The sequence below is a fragment of the Nodosilinea sp. FACHB-131 genome (genome assembly GCF_014695395.1).
Lineage (GTDB): Bacteria > Cyanobacteriota > Cyanobacteriia > Phormidesmidales > Phormidesmidaceae > Nodosilinea.
In genome coordinates this window covers 109,311-133,138 of the sequence record NZ_JACJOF010000007.1, presented here as the reverse complement: position 1 = coordinate 133,138, position 23,828 = coordinate 109,311, and the positions used below count along the sequence as shown (strand labels likewise).

Annotated in this window: 20 protein-coding genes; 10 read left to right on the top strand and 10 right to left on the bottom strand. The window is 59.4% G+C overall.

Annotation, left to right across the window (positions count from 1 at the left end):
- Positions 1 to 99 precede the first annotated feature (99 nt).
- A complete protein-coding gene (locus H6F75_RS03675) occupies positions 100 to 1,059 on the bottom strand; it encodes a TIGR03885 family FMN-dependent LLM class oxidoreductase (RefSeq protein WP_190749335.1) in 960 nt (319 codons plus the stop codon).
- Positions 1,060 to 1,529: 470 nt separating this feature from the next.
- Here H6F75_RS03675 and H6F75_RS03670 point away from each other — a divergent pair, with 470 nt between their 5' ends.
- The 3 genes from H6F75_RS03670 to H6F75_RS03660 all read left to right on the top strand — a co-directional run bounded on the left by H6F75_RS03670 (position 1,530) and on the right by H6F75_RS03660 (position 5,158).
- Complete coding sequence (locus tag H6F75_RS03670) at positions 1,530 to 2,888, top strand: histidine phosphatase family protein (protein WP_190749697.1); 1,359 nt, start codon at positions 1,530 to 1,532, stop codon at positions 2,886 to 2,888.
- Positions 2,885 to 4,168, top strand: coding sequence for a dihydroorotase (locus H6F75_RS03665; RefSeq protein WP_190749333.1), 1,284 nt, complete (start codon positions 2,885 to 2,887; stop codon positions 4,166 to 4,168). Before H6F75_RS03670 ends, H6F75_RS03665 begins: the two co-directional genes overlap by 4 nt.
- Positions 4,169 to 4,594: 426 nt before the next feature.
- On the top strand, positions 4,595 to 5,158 hold the full coding sequence (locus tag H6F75_RS03660) for a hypothetical protein (RefSeq protein ID WP_206754666.1): 564 nt from the start codon (positions 4,595 to 4,597) through the stop codon (positions 5,156 to 5,158).
- A gap of 155 nt (positions 5,159 to 5,313) precedes the next feature.
- Here the strand turns inward: H6F75_RS03660 and H6F75_RS03655 are convergent, their stop codons facing one another.
- From H6F75_RS03655 to H6F75_RS03640, 4 genes are all read right to left on the bottom strand, one after another.
- Positions 5,314 to 5,574 (bottom strand): hypothetical protein, encoded by a 261-nt coding sequence (locus H6F75_RS03655; RefSeq protein WP_190749329.1) that lies wholly within the window; start codon positions 5,572 to 5,574, stop codon positions 5,314 to 5,316.
- Positions 5,575 to 5,739: 165 nt separating this feature from the next.
- Positions 5,740 to 7,182: a carotenoid oxygenase family protein gene (locus tag H6F75_RS03650; protein ID WP_190749326.1), complete on the bottom strand. Its 1,443-nt coding sequence runs from the start codon at positions 7,180 to 7,182 to the stop codon at positions 5,740 to 5,742.
- Positions 7,183 to 7,288: 106 nt separating this feature from the next.
- Positions 7,289 to 8,095, bottom strand: coding sequence for an anti-sigma factor (locus tag H6F75_RS03645; RefSeq protein WP_190749324.1), 807 nt, complete (start codon positions 8,093 to 8,095; stop codon positions 7,289 to 7,291).
- A gap of 64 nt (positions 8,096 to 8,159) precedes the next feature.
- Positions 8,160 to 8,717: a sigma-70 family RNA polymerase sigma factor gene (locus H6F75_RS03640; RefSeq protein WP_242019638.1), complete on the bottom strand. Its 558-nt coding sequence runs from the start codon at positions 8,715 to 8,717 to the stop codon at positions 8,160 to 8,162.
- Positions 8,718 to 8,942: 225 nt separating this feature from the next.
- Between H6F75_RS03640 and H6F75_RS03635 the strand changes: the two genes are divergently transcribed.
- On the top strand, positions 8,943 to 9,644 hold the full coding sequence (locus tag H6F75_RS03635; protein WP_190749320.1) for a ferritin-like domain-containing protein: 702 nt from the start codon (positions 8,943 to 8,945) through the stop codon (positions 9,642 to 9,644).
- Positions 9,645 to 9,823: 179 nt separating this feature from the next.
- Here H6F75_RS03635 and H6F75_RS03630 read toward each other — a convergent pair whose 3' ends face one another.
- A complete protein-coding gene (locus H6F75_RS03630; RefSeq protein ID WP_190749318.1) occupies positions 9,824 to 13,543 on the bottom strand; it encodes a substrate-binding domain-containing protein in 3,720 nt (1,239 codons plus the stop codon).
- A gap of 137 nt (positions 13,544 to 13,680) precedes the next feature.
- Between H6F75_RS03630 and H6F75_RS03625 the strand changes: the two genes are divergently transcribed.
- Both H6F75_RS03625 and H6F75_RS03620 read left to right on the top strand, forming a co-directional pair.
- A complete protein-coding gene (locus H6F75_RS03625; protein ID WP_190749316.1) occupies positions 13,681 to 13,986 on the top strand; it encodes a hypothetical protein in 306 nt (101 codons plus the stop codon).
- Between the two features lie 109 nt (positions 13,987 to 14,095).
- Entirely contained in the window at positions 14,096 to 14,551 is a 456-nt protein-coding gene (locus H6F75_RS03620) for a hypothetical protein (protein WP_190749314.1), read from the top strand.
- A gap of 65 nt (positions 14,552 to 14,616) precedes the next feature.
- On the opposite strand, the gene H6F75_RS03615 is transcribed toward H6F75_RS03620, so the two are convergent.
- On the bottom strand, positions 14,617 to 16,383 hold the full coding sequence (locus H6F75_RS03615) for a serine/threonine-protein kinase (RefSeq protein ID WP_190749312.1): 1,767 nt from the start codon (positions 16,381 to 16,383) through the stop codon (positions 14,617 to 14,619).
- Positions 16,384 to 16,609: 226 nt separating this feature from the next.
- Entirely contained in the window at positions 16,610 to 16,858 is a 249-nt protein-coding gene (locus H6F75_RS03610; RefSeq protein WP_190706116.1) for a Ycf34 family protein, read from the bottom strand.
- Positions 16,859 to 17,165: 307 nt separating this feature from the next.
- On the opposite strand from H6F75_RS03610, the gene H6F75_RS03605 reads away from it, so the two are divergent.
- Positions 17,166 to 18,425 (top strand): CCA tRNA nucleotidyltransferase, encoded by a 1,260-nt coding sequence (locus H6F75_RS03605; RefSeq protein WP_347710603.1) that lies wholly within the window; start codon positions 17,166 to 17,168, stop codon positions 18,423 to 18,425.
- A 10-nt stretch (positions 18,426 to 18,435) separates the two neighbouring features.
- On the opposite strand, the gene H6F75_RS03600 is transcribed toward H6F75_RS03605, so the two are convergent.
- Positions 18,436 to 19,077 (bottom strand): hypothetical protein, encoded by a 642-nt coding sequence (locus H6F75_RS03600; RefSeq protein ID WP_190749308.1) that lies wholly within the window; start codon positions 19,075 to 19,077, stop codon positions 18,436 to 18,438.
- Between the two features lie 387 nt (positions 19,078 to 19,464).
- On the opposite strand from H6F75_RS03600, the gene queF reads away from it, so the two are divergent.
- Positions 19,465 to 19,896 carry a preQ(1) synthase gene (queF, locus tag H6F75_RS03595; protein ID WP_190749306.1) on the top strand — a complete coding sequence of 144 codons (432 nt, stop codon included), beginning with the start codon at positions 19,465 to 19,467 and terminating at the stop codon, positions 19,894 to 19,896.
- A gap of 62 nt (positions 19,897 to 19,958) precedes the next feature.
- Here queF and H6F75_RS03590 read toward each other — a convergent pair whose 3' ends face one another.
- The gene (locus H6F75_RS03590) at positions 19,959 to 22,439 is read right to left on the bottom strand and encodes a hypothetical protein (protein ID WP_190749304.1); all 2,481 of its coding nucleotides are present in this window, start codon (positions 22,437 to 22,439) and stop codon (positions 19,959 to 19,961) included.
- Positions 22,440 to 22,757: 318 nt separating this feature from the next.
- On the opposite strand from H6F75_RS03590, the gene rsfS reads away from it, so the two are divergent.
- On the top strand, positions 22,758 to 23,198 hold the full coding sequence (gene rsfS, locus H6F75_RS03585) for a ribosome silencing factor (protein ID WP_190749302.1): 441 nt from the start codon (positions 22,758 to 22,760) through the stop codon (positions 23,196 to 23,198).
- A gap of 133 nt (positions 23,199 to 23,331) precedes the next feature.
- A complete protein-coding gene (locus H6F75_RS03580; RefSeq protein ID WP_190749300.1) occupies positions 23,332 to 23,820 on the top strand; it encodes a CGLD27 family protein in 489 nt (162 codons plus the stop codon).
- The last annotated feature ends 8 nt before the right edge of the window (positions 23,821 to 23,828 follow it).

Genomic DNA, 23,828 nt, shown 5'->3' with positions numbered 1-23,828 from the left:
AAAATTCCTGACAGGCCTAGAGGATTTCTGGGGAAAGGGGTGCCAGCTTGAATTTGGCGACTGCAACTGCTGTAGGGTGGGCACCGCCCACCATTTTAACTATTTCAGAAACGGCAATACCTTTTCGCCAAAGACCTCAATAAACTGCTGCTGCTCTCGATTGACGTTGTGCAAAGAAATGGTCTCAAAGCCCAGCTCCATATCCTTTTGCAACCACTCGATATGCTGCTGGGGGTCAGCCGAGACGCGCACATACTGGTACATGTCGTCTGGTTTGACAAAGGTGGCAGCAGCATCAAACTGGCTAGGCACCCTAAAATCAGATAATACTTGGCTCTCAAAAATATTGGTGCGCCACTGGTCGTGGGCTCCTAGCAAAGCGGTTTCTTGATCTGGGGCGTAGGAGAGCTGCACCTTTAAGTACATAGGTTTGTGCTCACCGCCGCCGCGCCGAAAGGCCTCGACCACCTCCCGCAGTTTGTCGTGGGGGTGGGAAATGGTAATCAAGCCGTCGGCCCAACTCCCTACCCACTCGGCAGTTTTAGGGGTAATGGCCGCCCCCATAATGCGGGGTGGATTGGCGGGGCGAGAGTAGAGCTTGGCCTCTTCTACCTGCACTAGACCGTGGTGGGTAACGGTTTCGCCAGCCCAAAGAGCGCGGATCACGTCTACGCATTCTTTGAGCCGCGCATTGCGCTCGGCTTTGATGGGCCAAGGCTGGCCGGTGATAGCTTCGTTCATCGCCTGGCCGCTGCCCAGGGCAACCCAAAAGCGATCGTGAAACATCTCCCCTAGGGTGGCTGCGGCCTGGGCAATGATAGCGGGGTGGTAGCGCTGACCGGGGGCACAGACGACGCCAAAGGGCAGTGAGGTTGCTTGCATGGCGGCCCCTAGCCAAGACCAAGCAAAGCCGCATTCTCCCTGGCGCTCGCTCCAGGGATGAAAGTGGTCGGAGGAGGTGACGGCGGTAAAGCCAGCCTGTTCGGCCTGCTGTGCCCAGCCCAGCAGCGCGCTGGGGGCAAACTGCTCATGGGAGGAGTGATAAGCAAATTTCACCATGGATTTATAGCTCTGCGCTGGGTTTTGTCGGGCCGGTATAACCTGGGATCTATGCCCAACAGTTTTGCAAGAGCGCGGCTATTCAACATCTACCAAACGCGGTAGTTAAGCGCTCAAGAGGCTTCGCTGGCTGCGAATGAGGGAATTGCTGAGCAAACAGCCCTTGAACAGCGGACAAAGCTTGGTGTTGCTGAGTTGAAGCATGAATTTGGGTGGGCGCAAATGGTCGTTTGCCCTTACAAGAGACTTTGCAGCTTTGATTCATACCTGTATCTAGCGGTGGACAGGGGTGCGATCGCACCTACACAAAACTGCCTACCACTATGCCGCCGCTTCTACGGTGGATTTCTGTCTCTGTAGGCACAGCAAAGCTCAAACGCACTCCCGCCCAAGTACTTTGCAAAGCTGCGACGCGGTTCCCCAACAGGGTAAAATCTGACGTTGGTCGCGCAACTTGAGAGGACAGACCCCTGAAAACCCGCGTTATTATCGTTCGTCACGGGCAGAGCACCTACAACCAGCTCAAACTCATTCAAGGTCACTGCGACGAGTCGGAGCTGACTCCCGAGGGCGAGGCCCAGGCGCTCCAGGTGGGGCAGGCGTTGTTGGGCATTCCCTTTGATGGGGTGTGGGCCAGCCCTCTCAAGCGCGCGCGCAAAACCGCTGAGATTATTGCCGCCGAGCTGCGCACGGAAATTGCGGGCTTAACTCCCGCCTTTACCGACGACCTCAAAGAAATTTGCCTGCCCTTGTGGGAAGGCGTGGCCTTCAGCGAAGCTGAGGCTCAGCACCCCGAAACCTTTCACCAGTGGCGCACCGACCCAGCCAACCTGGTGATGGCGGTGCCCCAGGCCGACGGCACAACGGTCGATTTTTACCCTATTCGCGAGCTGTATCAGCAGGCGGCGCGGTTTTGGCAGGGGGTGTTAGCTGAGCACCAGGGCAAAACCCTGCTGGTGGTGGCCCACAGCGCCATCAACCGGGCGCTGATTAGCACCGCCATTGGGCTGGGGCCAGAGTATTTCAACAACCTGCACCAGGCCAATTGCAGCATTAGCGTGCTGAACTTTGCCGCTGGCTGGGGCAGCCCAGTGCAGGTCGAGGCCATGAACCTGACCAGCCACATGGGGGCACCGCTGCCCGAGATGCGTCGCGGCCACAAAGGCCCCCGCATGCTGCTGGTGCGCCACGGCGAAACCGAGTGGAACCGCCAGGGCCGCTTTCAAGGCCAGATCGATGTGCCCCTCAACGACAACGGCCGCGCCCAGGGCGCTAAGGCGGCAGACTTTCTCAAACCCGTGGCGATCGATGCCGCCTACACCAGCTTTATGGCGCGACCGAAGGAAACGGCGGAAATCATTCTCCAGCACCATCCAGGGCTGACGCTGCACTCGGTGAACGAGCTGCGCGAGATTAGCCACGGGGAATGGGAAGGGCTCTACGAAGCTGAGATCGAGACCAACTATCCAGGGATGCTGGATCAGTGGCAGAGCGCCCCTGAAACCGTTCAAATGCCGGGGGGCGAAAACCTGGAGCAGGTGTGGCTGCGATCGATCGCCGCCTGGAAGCAAATCGTCGCGGCCCACAGCGGCGGTGACACCGTACAGACCATTCTCGTCGTCGCCCACGATGCGGTGAACAAGGCGCTGCTCTGCCACGTGCTGGGCATGGGGCCGGAGTTTTTTTGGCGGTTTAAGCAGGGCAATGGCGCGGTGAGCGTGATCGACTACCCCGACGGCATCGACAGTGCCCCGGTGCTGACCACGGCCAACGTCACCATTCACCTCTCGGGCAGCGTGCTCGACAAAACCGCAGCGGGGGCCCTGTGACGGAGATTCAGCTAATTCAGCAGGTGCGGGTGCTGGATGCGGTGACCCAGACGGATCAGGTCGCCGATGTGCTGGTGCAGGACGGTGTGGTGACAGAAATCGCCCCATCCCTTACCGTCATTCCCGCCAGTGCTGAGATGATTCAGGGCCAGGGGAAGGTCTTGCTGCCGGGCCTGGTCGATCTCTACAGCCACTCGGGGGAGCCGGGCCACGAACCGAGGGAAACCCTGGCATCGCTGCTGGCGGCTGGGCAGGCGGGCGGCTTTACCCGGCTAGGCATTTTGCCGAATACGGAACCGGCGATCGACCATCCGGCGATGGTGGAAAAGCTGCTGGCTCGGCGACAGGCGATCGCCCAAACCAATCCCTCTTTGCCTCAGCTCCATCTCTGGGGTGCGCTAACCCAGGGTGCCCAGGGCCAGCAGATGGTGGAGCTGGTGGAGTTGTCTGAGGCTCCGATCGCAGGCTTTGCCGATGGTCGAGCGATTCAAAACCCACTGCTGGTGCAGCGACTGTTGCAGTACCTGCGGCCCTTGGGCAAGCCGGTGGCGCTGTGGAGCTGCGATCGCACCCTGCGAGACACTGGTGTGGCCCGCGAGGGGCCTTTTTCGCTGATCTACGGCCTGGTGGGCGACCCGGCTAGCTCTGAGACCGCTGCCCTAGCCGCGCTGTTGGAATGTGTGGCCGAGGTCGGTACTCCCGTTCACCTGATGCGAATTTCTACCGGGCGCGGAATGGAACTGGTGCGCCAGGCCAAAGAGCGGGGATTGCCCGTCACCGCCAGCACCACCTGGATGCACCTGCTGTTTAGCGCAAAGGATCTGGGCGGCTACGACCCCAACCTGCGCCTGTCGCCGCCGTTGGGAAACCCCGAAGACCAGGCAGCGCTGATTGAGGGAGTGAAGGCGGGGGTTGTGGATGCGATCGCGATCGACCATACCCCCCACACCTACGAAGACAAAACCGTGGGCTTTCCCTCTGCGCCTCCTGGTGCGATCGGCCTGGAGCTGGCGCTGGGGATTTTGTGGGATACCTTTGTTGCCCAGGGCGACTGGTCGCCGCTGACGCTGGTGCAGGCGCTGAGCACCAATCCGGCAGCGTGCTGGGGCCAGATGCCGCCGACTATTCAACCCCAGCAGTCTGCCGAAATGATTTTGTTTGATCCCAGCACGACCTGGACGGTTGCGCCCTCAACCCTGTGCTCTTTATCTGCCAATACTCCCTGGTTGGGGAAAGAGATCCCCGGTCGCGTCCTGCGGACTTGGGTGCCGCCGCGTTAGCCGCCTACTACCTACTCAACCTTAGTTCGGGTTAGGCATAGTTAGCGATGTTCCCCGGCAGCCCTCTCCCCCAGCCCCTCTCCTCGTAGGAGAGGGGAGCCGGAAGCGCTCAAAGTCCCTCTCCCTGAGGGAGAGGGGTTGAGGGTGTAGCTTGCTTCCCGCTGCAATGCCGGGCTCATCCCGAACTCAGATTACTTATTTACTCAACCTGATATTGGATGCACCAGTCTATGTTGCGTAGGTTGGAGTATTAACGGCAGCGTTTGAAAAGGCCTGGTTTGAGGAACGATAAGGGGGAGGCTTTTGCACGTGAGGCCATCACGGTCCATCGATGGCGCAAAGGCAACCGATTTAGGGACCTTGATCATGATGCAACACGAGCCCCCACAAGTTTGGCAGCTTGCTTTGTTTCACATCTTTCTATCGGTGACCTCTGGAGTAGAGGGTGTCATGTTTGGTGGCACGATCGCCGCTTTAAGAAACGGAGCCTCTCACGTGACCGAAGCCTGTGGTATGGGTATTGCGGGTTGTGGCTCGTCACAGCACTGGGCTATGTGGAGTGTTGCAGTTGCGGTGCTCTTTTATGCCGGGATTATGAATGGCCTGATTTTGGGGAGTATCCATGGGCCTGAAATGACCTACACGCGGGGTTCAGACCTATCATTAGTCCTGACTAAATGGATGAGGCGTAATCTCGACGCTGCCCAAGCTTCACCCCGCGTCAAGCAGGGGCTGGTATTGAGCTTGCTGCTTGGCGCGCTTGGGGTCATAGCTAGTGCTGCGATCGGGGGAGCCGTTGGTGGGTATATATATGGCAACTTCATCGCTGGCATGGGAGCGGCCCATGGGGTTCCTGCTGTTGGCTGGCTCTTTGGTGTCATGTTTGGCCTGACTGCTGCTGCATTCAGTGCAATGCTGTTTGGCGGCATTGCAGGAGTCGCCTCAGGCGTAATGCTGCGGCGTCAGCCTCGATCGCACAGGCGGTCTTGAGCGTTATGTCAGGATTTTGATAGGCCTTGTTTCTTGTAACCAAAGTAAAAGCCCCCCTTTTGAGGAGAGCTTTTAACCCCTCTTTTTAAGGGGCAGGGGGATCAGCAGGGGACTAGAAGCTACGGCAAATTGCTTTTGGAATACTCGCTTAACTCTTAAGCAACATTCACAGTATTAGCGGTGCGGCGAGTGCGCTTTTGGCGGTCAGATTTGCGGCGGCCTCCGGCCATTTCGTATTCGGAGCTGTCTTTGCCGTAGCGGACGCCGAAGCCGGAGAGCATGTGGTCAGAGAAATCCATGAGCTTGCGCTCGGCCATCAGCATGTCGTTGTAGGCACCATCCACCATCGACAGCATGCGGTTGTAAGCCATCAGCCCTTCTTGCATGGTCTGAATGTGCGCGTCATAGGCTTCCATGGTGTAGCCGTTACCAAAATTGGCAGCTGTTGGTGCGGACGAAGTAGAGGGTATCGGTAGGTTTTCAAAGCTATCCGCCGCCCCACAACTTCACCGTTCGCTGTCCCAAACTTGGCTATGGGTTATTTATTACCAACTTCCTAAACGAACTGGTCAGCACCATATTTACTTACTCACCCAGGTGCCGTGAAAACTGTGAGGCACCACTTCCGGCAGCCCTAGCCGACAGATCGGCCCCTTTTCAAGCTCATTCCCCTCATAAACCCACAGTTCGCTGCGGTGCTGGGTACCATCGTAGACCACAGTCAGCACCCAGGGCTGCTGGGGATTCGCCGGGTTCGCAACGACGATCGGTTCTGAGGGATAGCGGCCCTCTCCGGCATCGGCAACGGTGAGGCCAGCTTTAGGCTCAAGGCGGGCGATCGCCCCAAACAGCTCATCCGCCGGAGTGGGCACCGTGCGATGCACATTCAAATAAGTGACCGCCGTCTCGTCGTGGCCAAACGCGATCGGAAACTCGCAGTGGCGATCGAGCAAGCAATGCTGGTCGAGAATCTTCCCAGTTTTAGGGTCGATACGGTACTGCCAGAGCTGGGCATCGGCGGGCGTAGAGGTCTGGCCCGAGGCCACTTCTTTAAGGTACTGGTTGGTTGCAAAGTCGTTGTAGCGCACCACGTCGAACACAACGGAGCCGTCAAAATCGAGGTAGCTGTGGCCAAAGTGCCACTGGTACCAGGGGTCTGCGTCATTGAGGGCGATCGCCTCCAGACTGTCGGCATCCACCACGATAATCTGGGTGCCCTGCTGAGGCTGCCACTGCAACGCATCGCTGAAGCTAGACAGAGCAAACAGCGCCGGCAAGGGGCTAAGGCGCACCGGCGACACGCAAAACACTAGGTAGCGATCGGCCAGCACAAAGTCATGCAGCAGCGGAATCCCCGCTAGGGGAATTGTGCCGGTCTTCTCGACGGCCCCGGCAGGACTACAGCGGTAGAGCTTGAGGGTGGCGTTGCCCCCCGGAATCGTGCCAAAGCTAAAGATTTCCCCGGTGCGGGGATGGCGCTTGGGGTGAGCGGTAAAGGTATCGCCAGACTGGAGTTCTGTCAGGTTGTCTAGGCCAACCGTCTCTAGGGTCTCTAGATCGAGGCGGTGAGGCAGACCCCCTTCCCATAGGGCCAGCAGGCGATCGGGCAGGGCCAGCACCGAGGTATTGGCGGCATTTTTCATTTGAGTCTGCCACCGCTGCCAGATAGACACGGGCGGCAGAGTGCCATAGCCTCGATAGAGACACTGCTCGGCCTCTTCTTCCTCCACATACCCAGCCGAGCGCACGTAGCGGTAGGTGGCCAAGGCGCTGTCGCCATCAAACTTCACCCGCAGCACCGCCCCATCGCCATCAAACCAGTGGCCGGCTCGGGTGCCGCCGCGCTCGAACCGAGCGGGGCCGTTGCGGTAGAGAGTGCCCCGCAGTCCCGCAGGTAATTGCCCCTCCAATACGGATAGCGTCGTGGCGGCGAATTCTGTAGCGGGCTGGGCGATCGCCCCCGCCCACAGAGCCGCAGTCGGTGCGGCGGCAGGTTGCGATCGCGACGGTGCCAAAGAAGCCATAGGTGCAGAGATAAACGTTGCTTACTCTATTGTGACCCAGGACGCCCTAGAGGGTGGAGCGATCGTCCTCACCCCTCACCCATCCACCCCCTACCCATCTACTCCCCTACGACTCACTCTGCATCACCAAATCCCCTGCCGGCACCGGTGGATCGTCCGCCCGCTCGGCCGTGATCAACATCTGCACGGGGGCAGTGCCACAGACGGCGTCGGGCAGCACCCACTCGTTCGTGTCTTCAGCGGCGGCCGGGTTAAATTCTCCGCAATATACGGGGTCGCTGTCAGTCAGCGCCCAGAGACGATAGACCTGATCGTCGGCCAGGGGCGGCAGATCGGTGGTGACAATCAGCGCGGTTTGGTCGGCGGGGTTGACCACCAGGCGGGCGTTGGCCTGGGGTTCAGCCTCGGTGCCCGCCAGGGTATAAAGGCGGTTGGCGGGCTGGCTAAAGCTGGCCACCACAGCCTCGGTTTGGCGCAGGGCCAGGCGCAGGCGCTGGTTTTCTTGCAGGGCAAAGGCCAGGGCCAGCGCGGTAGCGGCCCAGCCCAGGGCCAGCCCCAGCTGCGCCCAGAGAAATCGGCGGGGGGTGGGCGCAGCATTGGGGAGCTGACTCGGCACGAGTACCTCTCCGGCAATTGCCGACTCAGGCCCAGCGGCAGCGGGCACGGCGACGGGTACAGCAGCGGCTAAGGCAGCAGCCAGGGTGCGATCGCGCAGATCGGGCGGCGGCGCTACTGGGGTTGGCCCGAGGGCAAGGCTGCCCCAGGTGGCTTGCAGAGCTGCCAGTTCAGTCGCCACTTCAGGATATTGATCAAGCCACTGCTCGACCTGGGCGGCTTCTTCAGGGGTGAGGTCGTCGAGCACATACCCCGCCAGCAGCGAGCGCCAATTGTCAGGAAGGGGAGGTGAGGTCATCGGTGGGCGGGTGAGGGGTGGGAGGGTGGGAGGGTGGATGGGTGGGAGAGTGGGTGGGGAGGGTTTAGTCTTTGTGAGGTTGGAGGAGGGTGCGCAGGCGTAGGAGGCCTTGGCGGCAGCGGGATTTGACGGTACCTAGGGGAATGCCGAGTTGGGCTGAGATTTCGGCTTGGGTGAGCCCTTGAAAGTAGGCGATTTCTAACACTTCGCGCTCGGTGGTGGGGAGCTGATCGAGGGCGGCGCGCAGGTGCTGGTTCTGCTCGTGCTGGGTGGCATAGTCAACCGGGTTGGGCGATCGCGCCGAGGCTTCACTAATGCGCTGGAACCGCTGCAAAATCACCGCCCGCCCGCTGGTGATCCGCAGGCGATCGAGGGCACGGGAGCGGGTGAAGGTCGCCAGGTAGCTGCCCACGCTGCCCCGCTCGGCGTCGTACTGTCGCCGCTGCCAAAAATTGACGAACACCTCCTGGGTAAGGTCTTCGGCTTCGGCGGGGTTAGACAGCATTTTGAGGGCCAGGGTATAAACCATCGACGAATAGCGATCGTAGAGGGTAGCGAGGGCAGCGGTATCACCGGCCCACAGACGGGTAACCAGATCGCGATCGCTAACTGGGGAAGACATCCGAGGGTCGGGGGGCGGCAATGGAGGCATTAACTACACATCAGGAATACGACTCAGACCACCGTTGTGGATGGCTGGGGGAGAAACAGATATAGAACGCAGTGGATGTGCTGAACTCAAACATCAATTGGGAGAACTTGCCATCCATAGACCAGGGCTAGTCGTATTGTGGCGGGTCTGATAGCAATTACGCTTGCCCACGACATTAGCGCAAAGGATACTGCAATGAATCATGATTTCATGTCTGACGATCTAGCTTCCCCCAAAGCAGGGGTTTCTCGTCGTCGGGTTATGGTGGGCGGCACGATCGCAGGTCTAGTTGGCACCCTCGGCTTCTCTGCCCTAACCAAGAGTGCAGCCCAAGCCGAGAGCCGTAGCGCGCAGAACCGCGTCATGGGTGGAATCCGCGGCAGAGCGGCCGCTAACGATGCTGCCGTTCTCAATGGGGCGCTCTTCTACGAGCATCAAGCTATCTGGGCCTATGGAGCCGCTGCTGGGGGTCTTAGCGACACCGATGTGGGCAAAGCCGTGCTGGCGATCGCCCTGGCTAACCAGGCCGACCACATGGCCCACCGCGACCTGCTCACACAAGTCGTGAGCGACCTGGGCGGCACTCCCGTCACGGCCGAAGATAGCTACGACCTGTCGGCCTACCTGGAGCGGGGCGACGGTGGCCTCGACTCTGATGTCAACATCGCCAAGCTGGCCCTGGCCCTCGAAACCGATGCCGCCATTGCCTACGCTAGCGAGGTCGCCCGCCTCAGAACCCCCGAGCTAATCACTGCCGGGGCTACTATCGCCGCCGCTGAGGCAGCTCACGCTACCACCATTCGGGCCGCCTTCATTTCACTGGGGGTCGAGATCCCCTTTGTGCCCGCCCCCTTTGTCAGCACCGCTACCCGCGAGCAGTGGGTGCTCAAGGTGTGAATTACCTGATGGTGCTGTCCAACAGACTTCCTGAAGTCGTCACTATCTGGATCTTCAAGTCACTCCTGACTTGTGCCCGGGGCTCCGCCTCGGGCTTTTTTGATCAAAGCTGGTGCAGCGCAAAGTTTTAGTTGGCAGGTTAGCAAGTTCGAACTTGCCAACCCGCTAGCTGTTTTTGCTTAAGCAGCAGAAATCGCCGCTACCTCGATCGATTGCGCGATCGCTAGCCAATCGCCAGCCGCACTTAGATAACCCACTTCTACGACATAGATGCGATCCCACTGGGGAATGGGCAGGTACCAGTCTTGGGCAAAGTCGTCGCGGCAGCGCTGCTCCACTACCGCTGGGGGCAGCGCGGCTTGAGTGGCCCGACCGGTGACATCGTAGAGGCGCAGGGTCATGGTTTCACCGCCGTCGGCTTTGGCCTGGGCGCGATCGCCCTCGTCGATCTGCCACACCGCATAGAATCGCCCCCCATCCTGGTCAATGGATAGGCGAATCCAGCTAGCAGCAGCGGCATCGTCAGTATCTTCTGGTACTGGCTCAGAGCTGGTGGGCACAACCCCAAAGCTGTCGGGCGAACTGGGCGGAATGCTGGCTAGAGCCGCCATGACCTCGGGCGGCAGTCCCTCCAATCCCGACAAATCCTCGCTTCCCGACACCTCTGCCGGGGGCGGCACATAGTCACCCGGTTCTAGGAGCACCGGCGGCGGTACAGGCATCGGGGCCGGTCGTAGGGGCGGCATTGTTGCCGAGGTAGCAGCACCGTTGCTTTCCATCGGCAGCGCCGTAGGCTCGGCCTCAACGGGAGGGGTATTCCCAAGACGCACTTGGCTGAGCAGTTCTTCTTCCAGAGTGCTGGGCACCGGCTCTGACACCGGGATCTCAGGGGGAATCGCCGCTGGAACATCGCCATTGGGGACGCCTTCAGGGGCAGCGGGCGGTAAGCCAGGGGCGATTCCCGTAGGGATCGCTTCGCGAATCGCGCTGGCATCTTCGGCGCGATCGGGCAACTCAGCCGCCTCTGCCGCCAGGTCTGGGGGCACATCAAAACTGAGGGTGGAGGTGCCCACCATTTCCACATCGGCGGATGGCAGCCCCTGCACCATCTGCTGTAGCTCCATGGGCACATCGGGGTCGTAGCCATAGTCCGATGGAGGGGCATACTCAGGCACCACCCCTGACCCAGAGGCGCTGCCAATCGCTGCAGCCCCTGCGATCGATGCTCCGGCTTCAGGGGGAGCATCGATCGCAGGTAGCTCCCAGGTAGAATCGCCGTTAGCCATGGCAGCGGCCCGATCCAGGCAGGCTTGTCCCTCGCTCTGGCGGCCCATCGCTATGAGCGCTTGTCCCTTGCCCGAAAGAGCCGCGGCGGACGTGGGGTCGAGTTCTAGGGCGGTGTCAAAGCAGAAGAGAGATTCTTCGTAGCGGGCCATGGTGCTGAGCAAACGGCCTTTGCCAATCCAGGCGTCAACAACGCTGGCGTCGAGGCGCAGCGCGGCATTAAAGCTATCCATAGCGTCGTTGGCCTGCCCCAAAAGCGCTAGGGCATTCCCTCGCTCGGCCTGGGCCTGGGCGGCAATGGCGTTGATGCCTCCGGCCGCTGTCGCGGTAGCGTCAGTCTTGCGGCGCTCCACTTCGGTAGCTTCCACAGCCTGGTTAAAGTAGATCAGAGCGTTGTCGTAACGGCCCTCGCGCATCAGGCGACGACCCTCAGCCAGGTCAATGCGGGCCTGCTCTAGTTTGTCTGGCGGCACTGCTCCTAGATACTCACCGCTGGGCACGAGTTCGGCCTCGGGGGGCAACCCCTCTACCTCGGGCAGAGGAGTTGGGGGAAGCACTGGCCTATCTGCCGGGGGCTGGCTACTTACCTTAGAAAAATCGATATCTGGACCAGGGATGAGACCCACCGCCGTGCCGCGATCGCCGTCGGCCTCTAGCTCATCCTCATCGTCGTCGTCTTTGCTAAACAGCGACCCCGCAATACCAAACAGCAGCAGCAGGGCCGGAATCACGGCCAGCATCCACCAAGCGCTGGGAGGCAAGTCCCGCAGGCGCTGCCAGAAATCACCCAAACCCGTGATCGGGTCGTTGGCGTCTCCCGAGCCAGCCCCAGATTCACTGTTGGACACCAGCTCGCCCCGGTCATTGCGCAGTTCAACCTGGCGATCGCTCCCTCCCACCACCAGCAGTCCCTCGGGGGTATACCCCAGGGAGGCTGCAGGCTCATCGAGCTGCACCGGTTCTGCCAGTTGCTTACTGCCATCCGCCGACCACAGCTGGAGGGTGCTGTCGGCCCCGGCAGTAGCCAGAGTGCGGCCGTCGGGGCTGTAGGCCACAGCGCTAACCCTGTCGCCATGGGCTTGAATGGTATTTCCCCTGGGTTGGAGAGTGGAGCGATCCCAGTTGCGCAGGCTGCCGTCACCGCCCGTGGTAGTTAAGACCTGGCCATCGGGGCTGCTGGTAATGGTGGTCACGCCCTCGGGGTGGGCGTTGGCGCTTTGGCCTGCAGCAGTGCCATCCGCATTCCAAACGCCCAAGTTGCCGTCGCGGCTGCCCGTAATCAGCGTTTGCCCACCCACCGGGTAGTGGAGCGCCTGCACTGGCCCACCGGGGGCGGCAATGGGTTCACCCACGCGGGTGCCATCGGCCAGCGACCAGCGCTCTACGGTGCCGTCAGCGCTGCCACTGGCCAGGGTTTGACCGTCAGGGCTGACGGCCAGGGCCAAAATTGGGCCACCCTGCCCTTCGATCGGCTCGCCAATCGGGTTACCGCTGCGATCCCACCGGCGCAGGGTGCCATCGGCTCCGCTAGAAACGATGGTTTGGCCATCGGGGCTAATCACTACAGTCGATACGGCCCCTTGATGGGCATCGGCTACCACCGTTTTCGTCAGATTGCCGTCAGCATCCAGCCATTGCAGCTGACCGTCTTCAGTGCCGCGCACCATAAACTGACCATCCGGGGCCAAAGCCACACCGCCGGGTAGCTTGCTGGCCCCCACGGTGACGTTGGCGCGGGCGGTTTGCTGCGCCTCGGCCACAGCGGCCTGGCCTTCGTCACTGGTGGCAAAACCCAAAAATGCCTCTACGGGCAGGCTCGGCTCACCCTGATAGATGTAATTGCGGGGTTGAGAGTAGGGATAGCGGGGGTCGTCGGGCAGGGTGCCGTCTAGGCTCACCGGGCGCACGGCGTCTTGCCCTAGCACTTCAGAGGCGATCGCATAGCTAATGCCGTCGCTGCCCAGCTCACGCACCACCGCAGCGGTGTCATCCTCCTCTACCTGCACGGCGTTGTCGCCAGTCTCAAAGGGCTGGGCTTGAAAGATTTCGTAGTCGGCTAGGGCCAACCGGATAGAGCTGGTGGCGGGGCGATCGACAAACCGCAGCGGCACGTTGGGTCCACCCAGCTGCGACCAGTTGGTGATTTCACCACGAAAAATGGCAACAAACTCATCAAAGGTCAAATCACCTCGGAACGGGTTGTCGCGCCCCACAATGATGGCAATTTTTTCCCGCGCCACTGGAATTGACGTCAGGCTCGGATCTTCCTCGGCGTCACTGAGCGATCGCCCCAGAGCCGCCAGCTCTACGTCACCGTCCCGCAGTGCCTGGAGCGCCTGATCGTCACCACTAATCGACGCCACCACATCGGTATCAGGGTAGCGGGCCTCAAAGCCTTCACCCAGGCTCTCGTTGATCTCCACCATCGACGGTGACCCCTCAATCGAGAGGGTAGTGCCGGCGGGGACGCTCGGTTGCAGGGTAAAGGTGGGTGTGGGTTTCTCAGTCACCTGAGCCAGCAGCCGAGGCTCAGACCTGAGCGCATTGATCGGCAGCGCAGCCAGGGCGCTGAGCAGCGCTAGCATGGCCAGAGACGGCTTAGGAAACTGATTCATGGCGGTACCCAGAGGTCAGTAAACGATCTGCTAAAGGATACACGCTGGGGCGGGGGTTGGAAGGATTTTTTACTGGGCAGGGGAGGGAGGTTGGCCCATGCAGCGGCTAGAGTAGAGGCACTTCGTTGGGCGTTGCCATGGTCGTTGTTGTCTTTATTGGGGCGGGTCTGCTGGCCTTTGGCCTGTCGTTCTGGCTGACTCGACGGCTTCAGCGCCCTCGCCCAGCCGGGGATCAAAACGCTCCTGCTGGCTTACAGGGGCGATCGCCGCAAAATGGGGCTAGTTCTCCCGCCTTACAAAACCCGCCCGCCACCGACCTCGATCGCCAGGTGCGCGACCTGCTGGGCCAGGGCAGGCTGATCGATGCCGTTAAACGCGTTAGAGAGGTCAACGGCTGTAGTCTGAGCGACGCCAAAGCCTATGTTGCGGAGCGGCTGCCCTAGGCTGGGGCTGACCCTTACCCAGCGCTGGGACGAAACACCCTTGCCCTCCTGCCAGGGCAAATCGCGATAAGCTGATAAAGGTTTGATTTTGCTTACCAGCAGGCGACCTATGGCACTACGTGGGATCTTCACCGCTCTTTTAATCGCAGGCCTTTGGCTGATTAGTGGGGCGGGGCTAACGGCCCAAGCCTTAACTCCCATTGAAATTAGCGACCTCAGCTACGCCCCCTGCCCCCCCGACTACGCCGAGGGCATGGTGGCCGCCGGCTCAATTCAGGAGGCGAAGTGCTTTTTGATCACCGGCAAAGCAATTAACCGCACCGGCAAGTCTGTAATTGACGCCGACATTTTTGGCCGCATTTTTGACGCCGACGACAATCCCGTCATGCAAAACCGAGGGCGATTGGGCGGCATTCCAGAAGTTCCCCCCGGCGAGAGTCCCTTCGAACTGCGGATTTCTGTGGCCGCCAGCCAGCCCGAGCCCCTCAAACTCAAGCAGTTTAAAGCATCGGGGTTCGGCGCCACCGTGCGCCAGTTTTCTGAGACCCCATCGGCACGACAGTAGTCTCCGCCCAGTCTCTCAACTGAGTTTGGCTGCCCCAATTCCTAAGACGACTCCGATCGCCCCAGCTAGGCGGCCTCAAGGCACCAAAAGCGAATGGTTTGATCGGCGCTGGTGCTGACCAACATACGGCTGTCGGGGGTAAAGGCGATCGCCCGTACGCCCCAGGCGTGGCGCAGCTGAATGGTTTGGCCCAGCCCTTGCAGGTTCTTTAGGGTCAGGTGACCATCGTCTGCCCCGATCGCCAGCCAATGCCCATTAGGGCTGATCGCTAACGCCGTAATCGGGTTAGGAGCTTTGTGGATTACCAGCCCCTGGTCAGGATTTTCGGCGCTCCAGACCTGCACGTGGCCTTCGCCATCGCCGCTGGTGATGCGGCCATCCTGGGGGTGGCAGGCGAGGGCCATAATTGGGGCTTTGGGGGCCGTAAGGGTACGAGTTAGCCGTCCCGAGGGCAGTGACCAGAGGCGCAGGGTGCGATCGCGCCCCCCGCTCACCAACAGATTCCCCACTATATCCACCGCCAGTGCCGTCACCTGGTCTTGGTGGTGCACCAGCATCTTTGGCCCATCTCCCCGCTCAAGCGCCCACAGGTGAATGCGCCCATCACCGCTGCCCACCGCCAGGGTGTCGTCAGGTGGAGCAATCAGCAGTGAGGAAATCTGCCAGCTCGACACTGGCAATTTATGGCCAGTGTAATCATCCAGCTGCCACCGGATCAGCTGACTGTCTTCGCCGCCGCTGACGATCGCATCTCCAGCATGGGTAAACGCCACCGCGTTGACGGCACCACGATGGCCCACGCCTAGCAGGCCCAGCGATCGGCGAAAGGTGTGAATCAACTCTCCGTTGGTGCAGTCCCACAGGCGCACAGCGCCGTCGGCACAGGCAGCGGCGATCGCCCTTCCATGGGGACTCATCGCCAGGCCGTTGGCCACAATCCCCGGCAGACTGAGGGCAAACCGCTGCTCCCAGGTCGGGGCGGCATTCAGCGACTTGGTTGAGACCAGAGGTAATTTTGAGTCTTTGGCATCCAAGGCCAGACCGCTCCAGCGCAGGTCGGCCAGCACCTTTTGGGCATCGCTGTAGCGCTCTTGCAGGCGGCGGTTGACCATGCGATCCAATACACGCCCCAGGGCCGGGCTAATGGGTGCCGTCACGTAGGGCCGCCACACCCAGGCATCATCGCTGACAGAATACAGGTCGAAGGGGTGCAGCCCGGTAAGCACGTGCAGGCAGGTCACCCCCAGACTGAAAATGTCGCTGGCGTAGACCGCCTTGCCCAGGGCCTGCTCTGGGGCAGCGTACCCCGCACTGCCGATTACCGTAGCGGTACGCTTGAGTTGTTCGGGGTCTGCGATCGCCTTTGCCGCCCCAAAATCCACCAGGGCCAGAGGTTGCGGTGATGGAGGCACAATAATGTTGGCGGGCTTAATGTCGCGGTGAATAACGCTGTGGTCGTGAATGTAGGCCAACACGGGCAGCAGCTCGTAGAGCACTCGCTGCACTAGGGCTTCACCACTCAGGTTAGAGGATCGTTGAATCAGCTGGTCGAGGTTGGGACCAGGGATGTATTCCTGCACCAAAAACTGCCCTTGAGCGTTGTCAATCACATCCAGTAGGGCAGGAATTTGAGGGTGCTGGCCCAGGGTAGCCAGGCGATCGGCCTCGCGGTGAAAGCGATCGCGCCTTTCTCCGCGATCGCTTCCTACTGCCAAGGTCATCTGCTTGACCACACAAACGGCTGATGGGTTTTTGCTCTCATCTACTGCCAGGTACGTGCGCCCAAACCCGCCCTGGCCAAGGAACTGCTGACAGCAATAGCGCTCAGCCATCCGCAACGACTGACCGCAGGCTGTGCAGACCCTAGCCCTTTCCTCATTCTCAGGCTGTGGACAAGCAGGGTTGACGCAAAGAGTGGTCAAAGGATGGCTCGATTCACTATCCAGCAATCTGCGATGTTAGAGATTTTTGTGCTGGTGAGCACTAACCCCACCCTGCTTAGGAATGATACGGAGAGACCAACCCACCTACCCATCTACCCAACTACTCATCCACTCCTTAAGTCGGCACCAATTCGCCGGGGCGCAGCTTGGCCCACTTACCCTGTTCTGCAACAAAGCTGTCGCAGCCGACTACGTCAAACTCCTGTTCAACCCCGTCATCGAGCATACGAATGTTGGCGTTGACCGTAGGATTCACGGCTTCAAAGCTGGGGGAATCGGTCAGATGAGGTTGTCTGTGCAGCTCTTCCACCGCGTGGTAAGTGGTGCAGCGATCGACGTAGTGGCAGTTTACACAAATGCACATAGCACGCCCTCGGCAGGAACACAGCAAGGTCAAAGCTGACATCTCCAGTCTAGCCAGCCCTCAGCTAAATGACCGTCATTCTTAAGGCAGTAAAGGGCTTTTGCCGTAAAGGGGATGCGTTTTCTGGTAGTCTAGCTCAAGTTTTTTGAATGTCCCGGGCGGCCCAGCCCAGATGTTGCAAAATGGAAACCCAGCTTGGGTTTTCGGCTGTTCTCTGCGGGGCCAGGGTGTCAAGACTAAAAAACCCTGTTGTAATGAAAGAAATGAGGGTTCATTGAATCCAACGCTATCACCCTTCTCCCTCGCAGTGGCTACTGAGAAATCGGCGCTTTCGCCAAAAACCTGGCCCTTCAGCGTGTCGCTACTGCCGCAGCAAGCCTACTTGGTGGGGGGAAGTGTCAGAGATGCCCTGCTGCATCGCCAGGCCGACTATCTAGACCTCGATTTTGTGCTACCTGAGCGGGCGATCGCCACGGCACAATCCATTGCCCAGCACTACAGCGCAGGCTTTGTAGTGCTCGACACCGAGCACCAGATCGCGCGGGTGGTGTTTCCTAGCGCCACCGTTGACTTTGCCCAGCAGGTGGGGCCAACAATTTACTCCGACCTTCACCGGCGCGACTTTACGATCAACGCGATCGCCTACAGCCCCCACAGCGAAACCCTGCTCGACCCCCTCGATGGCTGCGCCGATCTGGCCCGCAAAACCCTCTGCATGGTCGCCGCTGAAAACCTCAAAGACGACCCCTTGCGGCTGCTGCGGGCCTACCGCCAGGCCGCCCAGCTGGGCTTTAGCCTCGACCCCACCACTCAACAAACCATTCGCGGCCTGGCCCCAGCCCTGGGGCGCATGGCGGCTGAGCGGGTGCGCGGTGAGCTAGACTGCCTCCTCAGCCAGCCCGAGGGGTCTACCCTGCTGAGCTTGGCCTGGCAGGACGGCCTGCTGCAAACCTGGCTACCCGAGGTCGATCGCCCCCATCTGGACCGTTTGGCCACCATCGACCAACTGGCGGCCCAGTACCATAAGCGCTGGCCCAATTTTTCCTACCTGCTGCACAGCTGGGTCAAAGAACAGACTACCCCCGGCCTGCACCGCAGCTGGCTTAAGGCGGTCAAGCTCAGTCAGCTGCTGCCCCCCGACCTGTCCAGCGCCGAGACAACCCTGGCAAAACTCAAATACAGCCGTGCCGAGCAGCAGGCGGTGCTGAGCATTCTTAAGGGTTGGCAGTACCTACATCAACACCAAAGCGCTACATTGCTCCCCCCCGGCCAGCAGTACCAGTTGTTCAGAACTGCCGGAGCGGGCTTTGGGGGCGTTGCCCTGCTGAGTTTGGCCTACGGTACGCCCGAGGCCTTGATTCTGCCGCTGGTGGAGCGATACCTCACCCCCAATGACCCCGTTGCCCATCCCCAGCCTCTCGTTACAGGCAAAGACCTGGTGCAAGGGCTTGCTCTCAAACCAGGTCCTCAAATTGGTGAGCTGCTAGAGGCCGTTCATCTGGCCCAAGCCGAGGGGCTAGTGAGCTGCCGCGAAGAAGCCCTGGAGTGGGTCAAGCGGCAGCTCTAGCCCCAGACGTTTAGCTACCCGAGGTAGCTTCAGCGGCAGGCTTAGCTGCTTCTTCGCCGGTGGTTTCGGCTTCAGAGGCGTCAACTGCGTCGGGGGTCTCGTCGACGGTTACTTCGGGAGCAACCTCTTCAACGGCGGCCTCAGGGTCAACCTCATCGGTGGTGGCTTCGACGTCAGCAGGGTCTTCTGCTTCAGCGCCAACGGTGTCGGTGGTTTCTTCGGTCACTGATTCAGAATCGGCCTCTTCACCAGTGGTTTCTTCGGTCACTGATTCAGAATCGGCTTCTTCAACGGTGGTCTCTTCAGTCACCGTTTCGGGGTCAGTTTCTTCAGTCCGAATGTCAGGGGTGGCGGCTTCGATCCCAGCTTCCCGCTCAGCATCGAGTTCAGCCTCGATCGCTTCGACATCAACCGTGGGAGCTGCATCAGGGGTGGCGGCTTCGATCCCAGCTTCCCGCTCGGCATCGAGTTCAGCTTCAATTGCTTCGACATCAACCGTGGGGGCGACGGCTTCGGTCTCAGGGGCAATGGCTTCGGTGCCTTCGGTTACAGCTTCGGCCTTGGGATCTTCGGCATGGGCAGGCAGGCCTAGGGCAAAGCCAGCGAGGGTGAGGCTACCGGCAGCGAGGGCAAGCTTACGGTAAATCGTCATAATGTCTCTCCTGAAAAAGCGTCTTCCAATGCGACTGGGGAGTCAGTGCTACAAACGTGCTACAAAAACTACTCCCAACGCTTGGTGAACTTATCACAGGGTTTGGGGCACAGCCAAAGGTGTTAAGGAAGAAGTATGAAGTTTTGATTAAGCGATTGGAATAACTTTAGTCAAGGCTCTAGCCGGGAACTTTTGCCGCAGCCCAGTCATCTAGGGGTGATCAATCGCCGTTTTAGTTAAGAAACATTGAAAAAGGCTACATTACCAAAAGAGGCAATCTACGCCGCAGCCGCATTTTTCTTTGGGAATGCTAAGCATTGGCAAAGCTGGTCTCAACCGCTCTGTATCAGCCTGAACTGATCCTGTCTACCCCATTTTCTGCTGCCCATGACTATTGCCTCAGCTTCGACCTCTCAATACGGCGATCGCGCCATTCTCCAGGCCAGCGTAGACCCGCTGGAGAAATGGCCAAATCCTTCGGAAAATGTCTATACCATTCACCTAGAGCACCCAGAATTTACGGCGCTGTGCCCGCGATCGGGCTACCCGGACTTTGGCACTATTGTGGTGGACTATTGCCCAGGGCCTTGGGTGGTGGAACTCAAGGCGTTCAAGCTCTACATCAACAGCTTTCGCGATCAGCGCATCAGCCATGAAAACGTGGCCAACCAGATTGCCGATCGCCTGTGGAACGAGCTCCAGCCCCAGGGGTTGCGGGTGATTGGCGATTATACCCGCCGCGGTGGGGTCAAAACAGTGATTACGGTCAAAAAGGGTAGCTGTGAGGAATTTGAGCCCTATACTCCGAACGTGCTTTAGAGCCCGCCTGGGCCAAAGCCAAGATTTTTACGGCTGAATGTCGGGCGGTTATAGAGCGACAATTAGCTTAGATTGCTAAGGTCGTCGAGATCGTCTAATAGTTCGTCAGAGGTAGGTTCTGGTGCAGGCGTGTTGAGTAGGGTGTCGAGGTCGAGGCTGTCAGCGTTAAAGTCGGCATCCAGACTAAACTCATCCTCTTGACCGCTGTCTGCTTCGCCCTCCAATAAGGCACCCAAACCAAAGTCCCGGTCATCTAACCCAGATGAAGCCGTCTCCGGGGAAAACTCGTCCACAGCAAACTCGGAACTGGGTTCTGGGACAGGTTCGTTGAGAAGGGCATTGAGATCGAGACTGTCGGCGTTGAAATCGGTGTCTAGACCCAGATCATCGACTTGACCACTGAATGTTTCATCTTCGAGCAGGCCAGCCAGGCCAAAATCGCTTTCATCTGATGCCGGTGCTGCCTCAAAAGCAATCTCGTCCACAGCGAACTCAGAACTGGGTTCTGAGACAGGTTCGTTGAGCAAGGCATTGAGATCAAGACTGTCGGCGTTGAAGTTAGTATCTGGCCCCAGAGCGTCGGCTTGACTACTCGATGTTTCATCTTCGAGCAGGCCAGCCAGGCCAAAATCGCTTTCATCCGATGCCGGTGCCGCCTCAAGAGCAATCTCGTCCACAGCAAACTCAGAACTGGGTTCTGAGGCAGGTTCGTTGAGCAGGGCATTGAGATCAAGACTGTCGGCGTTAAAGTCGGTGTCCAGACCCAGATCATCGGCTTGACTACTGGATGTTTCATCCTCGAGCAGGCCAGCCAGGCCGAAATCGCTTTCATCCGATGCCGGTGCTGCCTCAAAAGCAAACTCATCCACAGCAAACTCAGAACTGGGTTCTGAGGCAGGTTCGTTGAGCAGGGCATTGAGATCAAGACTGTCGGCGTTGAAGTCGGTATCTGGCCCTAGGGCGTTGGCTTGACTACTCGATGTTTCATCTTCGAGCAGGCCAGCCAGGCCGAAATCGCTTTCATCCGATGCCGGTGCTGCCTCAAAAGCAAACTCATCCACAGCAAACTCAGAACTGGGTTCTGAGGCAGGTTCGTTGAGGAGGGCACCGAGTTCAAGACTGTCAGCGTCAACGTCAGGCTCTAGGCCAAAGTCGTCAATTTGAACGCTCTCTGGTTCACTCTCTACGGGGCCAGCTAAGCCAAATTCGCCTGCGGCGAACCCTGGCGAGGTCGGTTCTGGGAAAGATTCGGCAGCGTCGTCAAAATTCAGCTCAGATAGATCAGAGATAGTGTCTGGCTCTGATGTATTGAATGCATCTACGTTGAGATCGTCGCTGTCAATATCACCATCTAGGCCCCAATCATCAACCTGACCACTGTCTGCCTCACTCTCCGGCATTGCAGCCAGGTTTGAGTCTTCCTCATCTACTGCCGGTGAAGGCACTGCTGAGGAGAACTCATTCATATCTAGGCTAATCTCGCTGTCGGCGATCAGAGCAGCTTCGTCGGCGATCGCAGCTTCTGGCGGCATAGCCTCTTCAAGCATGGCCATATCTAAATCTACTGCTAGCGCATCGGCCACAGGGGCAACTGGCTCTGGGAAAGATGGAACTTGCAGTTGCAGACGGGCTTCGTAGGCCTGCTCAAGCTCCAGGGTGCGCTGGGTCAGCTCATCCTGGTAGTGCTCGATCTTCTCGGCCAGCTTTTGCTCGTATTCCGCTCCGAGGCTTTCCTCTAGCTCTCGTCGCAGATTGAGTTCTAGCTCTGCGGTGGAGGGGGTTAGGGCAGCGGGGTCTAGGGCAGCGGGCACTGGACCATTGGCCTGGGTCATCCGGAGCCGGGCCTCGTAGTCCTGTTTCATTTGGGCCAGACGCTGGTCCATGTCGGCTTGGTAGTCGGCCAGACGCTGATTATACTCGGCCTGCAGTCGGGCTTCGATCTCAGCGACGTTAGAGGTATCTACACTAGCTACGGCTGTCTGATCTGGCACCAGCGCACCCAGGGAAAGAGCGCTAGGGGCTAGGGGCTGGCGAGTTTGCTCTTGGTCTTGGTAATGGGCGATCGCCTCCGCCAGCCGCTGGTCGTAGTCCTGCTGCGCCTGCGATCGCGCTTCCACAAGCTTGTCTTGCAGGTGCTGTTCGTAGGCTTGCTGAATTTTGGTAGCTGCTTCTTTGAGGCGGGTTTCGTACTGTTTGCGAATGCGCTGTTCGGTGGTGCTATCGGCATCGACGGGGGCACCGCCCATCACGCTCTGGCGGGTGCGGTACTCAGACTCTAGTTGATCGCGCCGCTCCTCAAACTGATCCTGATACTGCTCCATTTTCTCAGCAAGCTGAGCTTCATAATCTTTTTGCAGCTGCTGGGTGGCGGTGCGCAGCCGCTGCTCGTGCTCTTTTTCTAGCCCCTCTTTGCGCTTTTGGCTCTGCTGCAAGGCCTCGGTCAACTCATTTACCTGACTCTGGCGCAGGTAATACCCCACGATGATCGCCAGCAGCAGGCCGATTAAAGCAGCAACGATGAGCCCTTGCGTAAGTTGAGGCATGGTATATCTTCCCCTGTAGAGTTCAAAGACGAGCCGTAGAGTATCCACGCCTGAGGGGCAGAAACCAACCGCCACCCCGCCTTTGCAGCCACTTTTCAGCCGCTAAATATTGACGATCAATGATATACGCTGTGCCCCGTTTGGGATCTCGAACTTTGCCCCACCTCGGGCAGGGCCGGAACTTTCCATAACAGATTATGACCGTGGAGAGAGCCAGTCCGCGCCCCCTTGGAGTCATCCTCTAGAATGAAGCTACGGTGTATCGGTGCAGTAAGTCTGAACCATAGCCACCGTAATTGTCCCATTACGTCTTTGCGTATGACCCAGTCTTCCCACCGCCCGCCTGCTGCTACCGATACCCCTGCGCCGAATCAAGCTGAGGACGATGCCCTTCAACTGGCCTACGCCATTGCGGCCGCCGCCGATGAGCGTAAAGCAGGCAACATCACAATTCTCCAGGTGGGAGATGTGTCGTACTTAGCTGATTATTTTGTAGTTGCCACCGGCTTTTCAGCCGTGCAGGTGCGCGCCATTACCCGCTCCATTGAGGCTACTCTCGAAAGCGACCACAACCGCCGCCCTCTGCGGGTCGAAGGTCAAGGCGAGGGCAGCTGGATCGTCATGGACTACGGTGAAGTCATCACCCATATCTTCATGCCTGAGGCTCGAGATTACTATGATCTAGAGGCATTTTGGGGTCATGCCAACCAAATCCTCTACCAACCCTCGGGCCAGCACTTTAGCCCGGCCCAGTTTTGAAATCGAGTTGAACTGGAATTTACCGCTTCACCCTCGCGGCCATTGTCGGTTGAAACACAAATTCCCGCTCAGCGATTCCTATTGGTAGGCAATTCGTTTAGGCTATAGCTAGATTTGCGTATTGTCGGTGGCCATGACTCAACGATGTCCAGTACCGGCTGAGCAACAGCCTATCAACGAATACCAGGACGTGCGCGAGTCCTGGTTTTACGGCTGGGGCAGCCGAGATCTGGCAGGCTATCTCAAACCCGTCGCTGTTCTTTGGCTGGTAGGTTGGGTTGTGGCTGGGCCCATAGCCGCCGCCAGCTTTGCCCCAGCCAAGCATCCCCTTTCCTTTAGCCTCAGTGGAGCCTTGGGGGCTCTGGTATTGCCCGTGCTGGCCCTCCTTCAGCTCTACGTGGGGTGGGCTCACGTGGGCGGACGCCTGCGGCAAACTACCGTACCCTACGAAGAGTCGGGCTGGTACGACGGTCAGCTCTGGGTCAAACCGGAGGAGGTCTCAAACCGCGATCGCTTGATCGTCGACTATGAGGTGCAGCCTGTACTTCAGCGCATTCGCCGCACTCTGGGGGTCATGGCCCTGCTGCTCGCCCTGGGACTGATTGCTTGGCCCCTGGTATAGTTGTCATC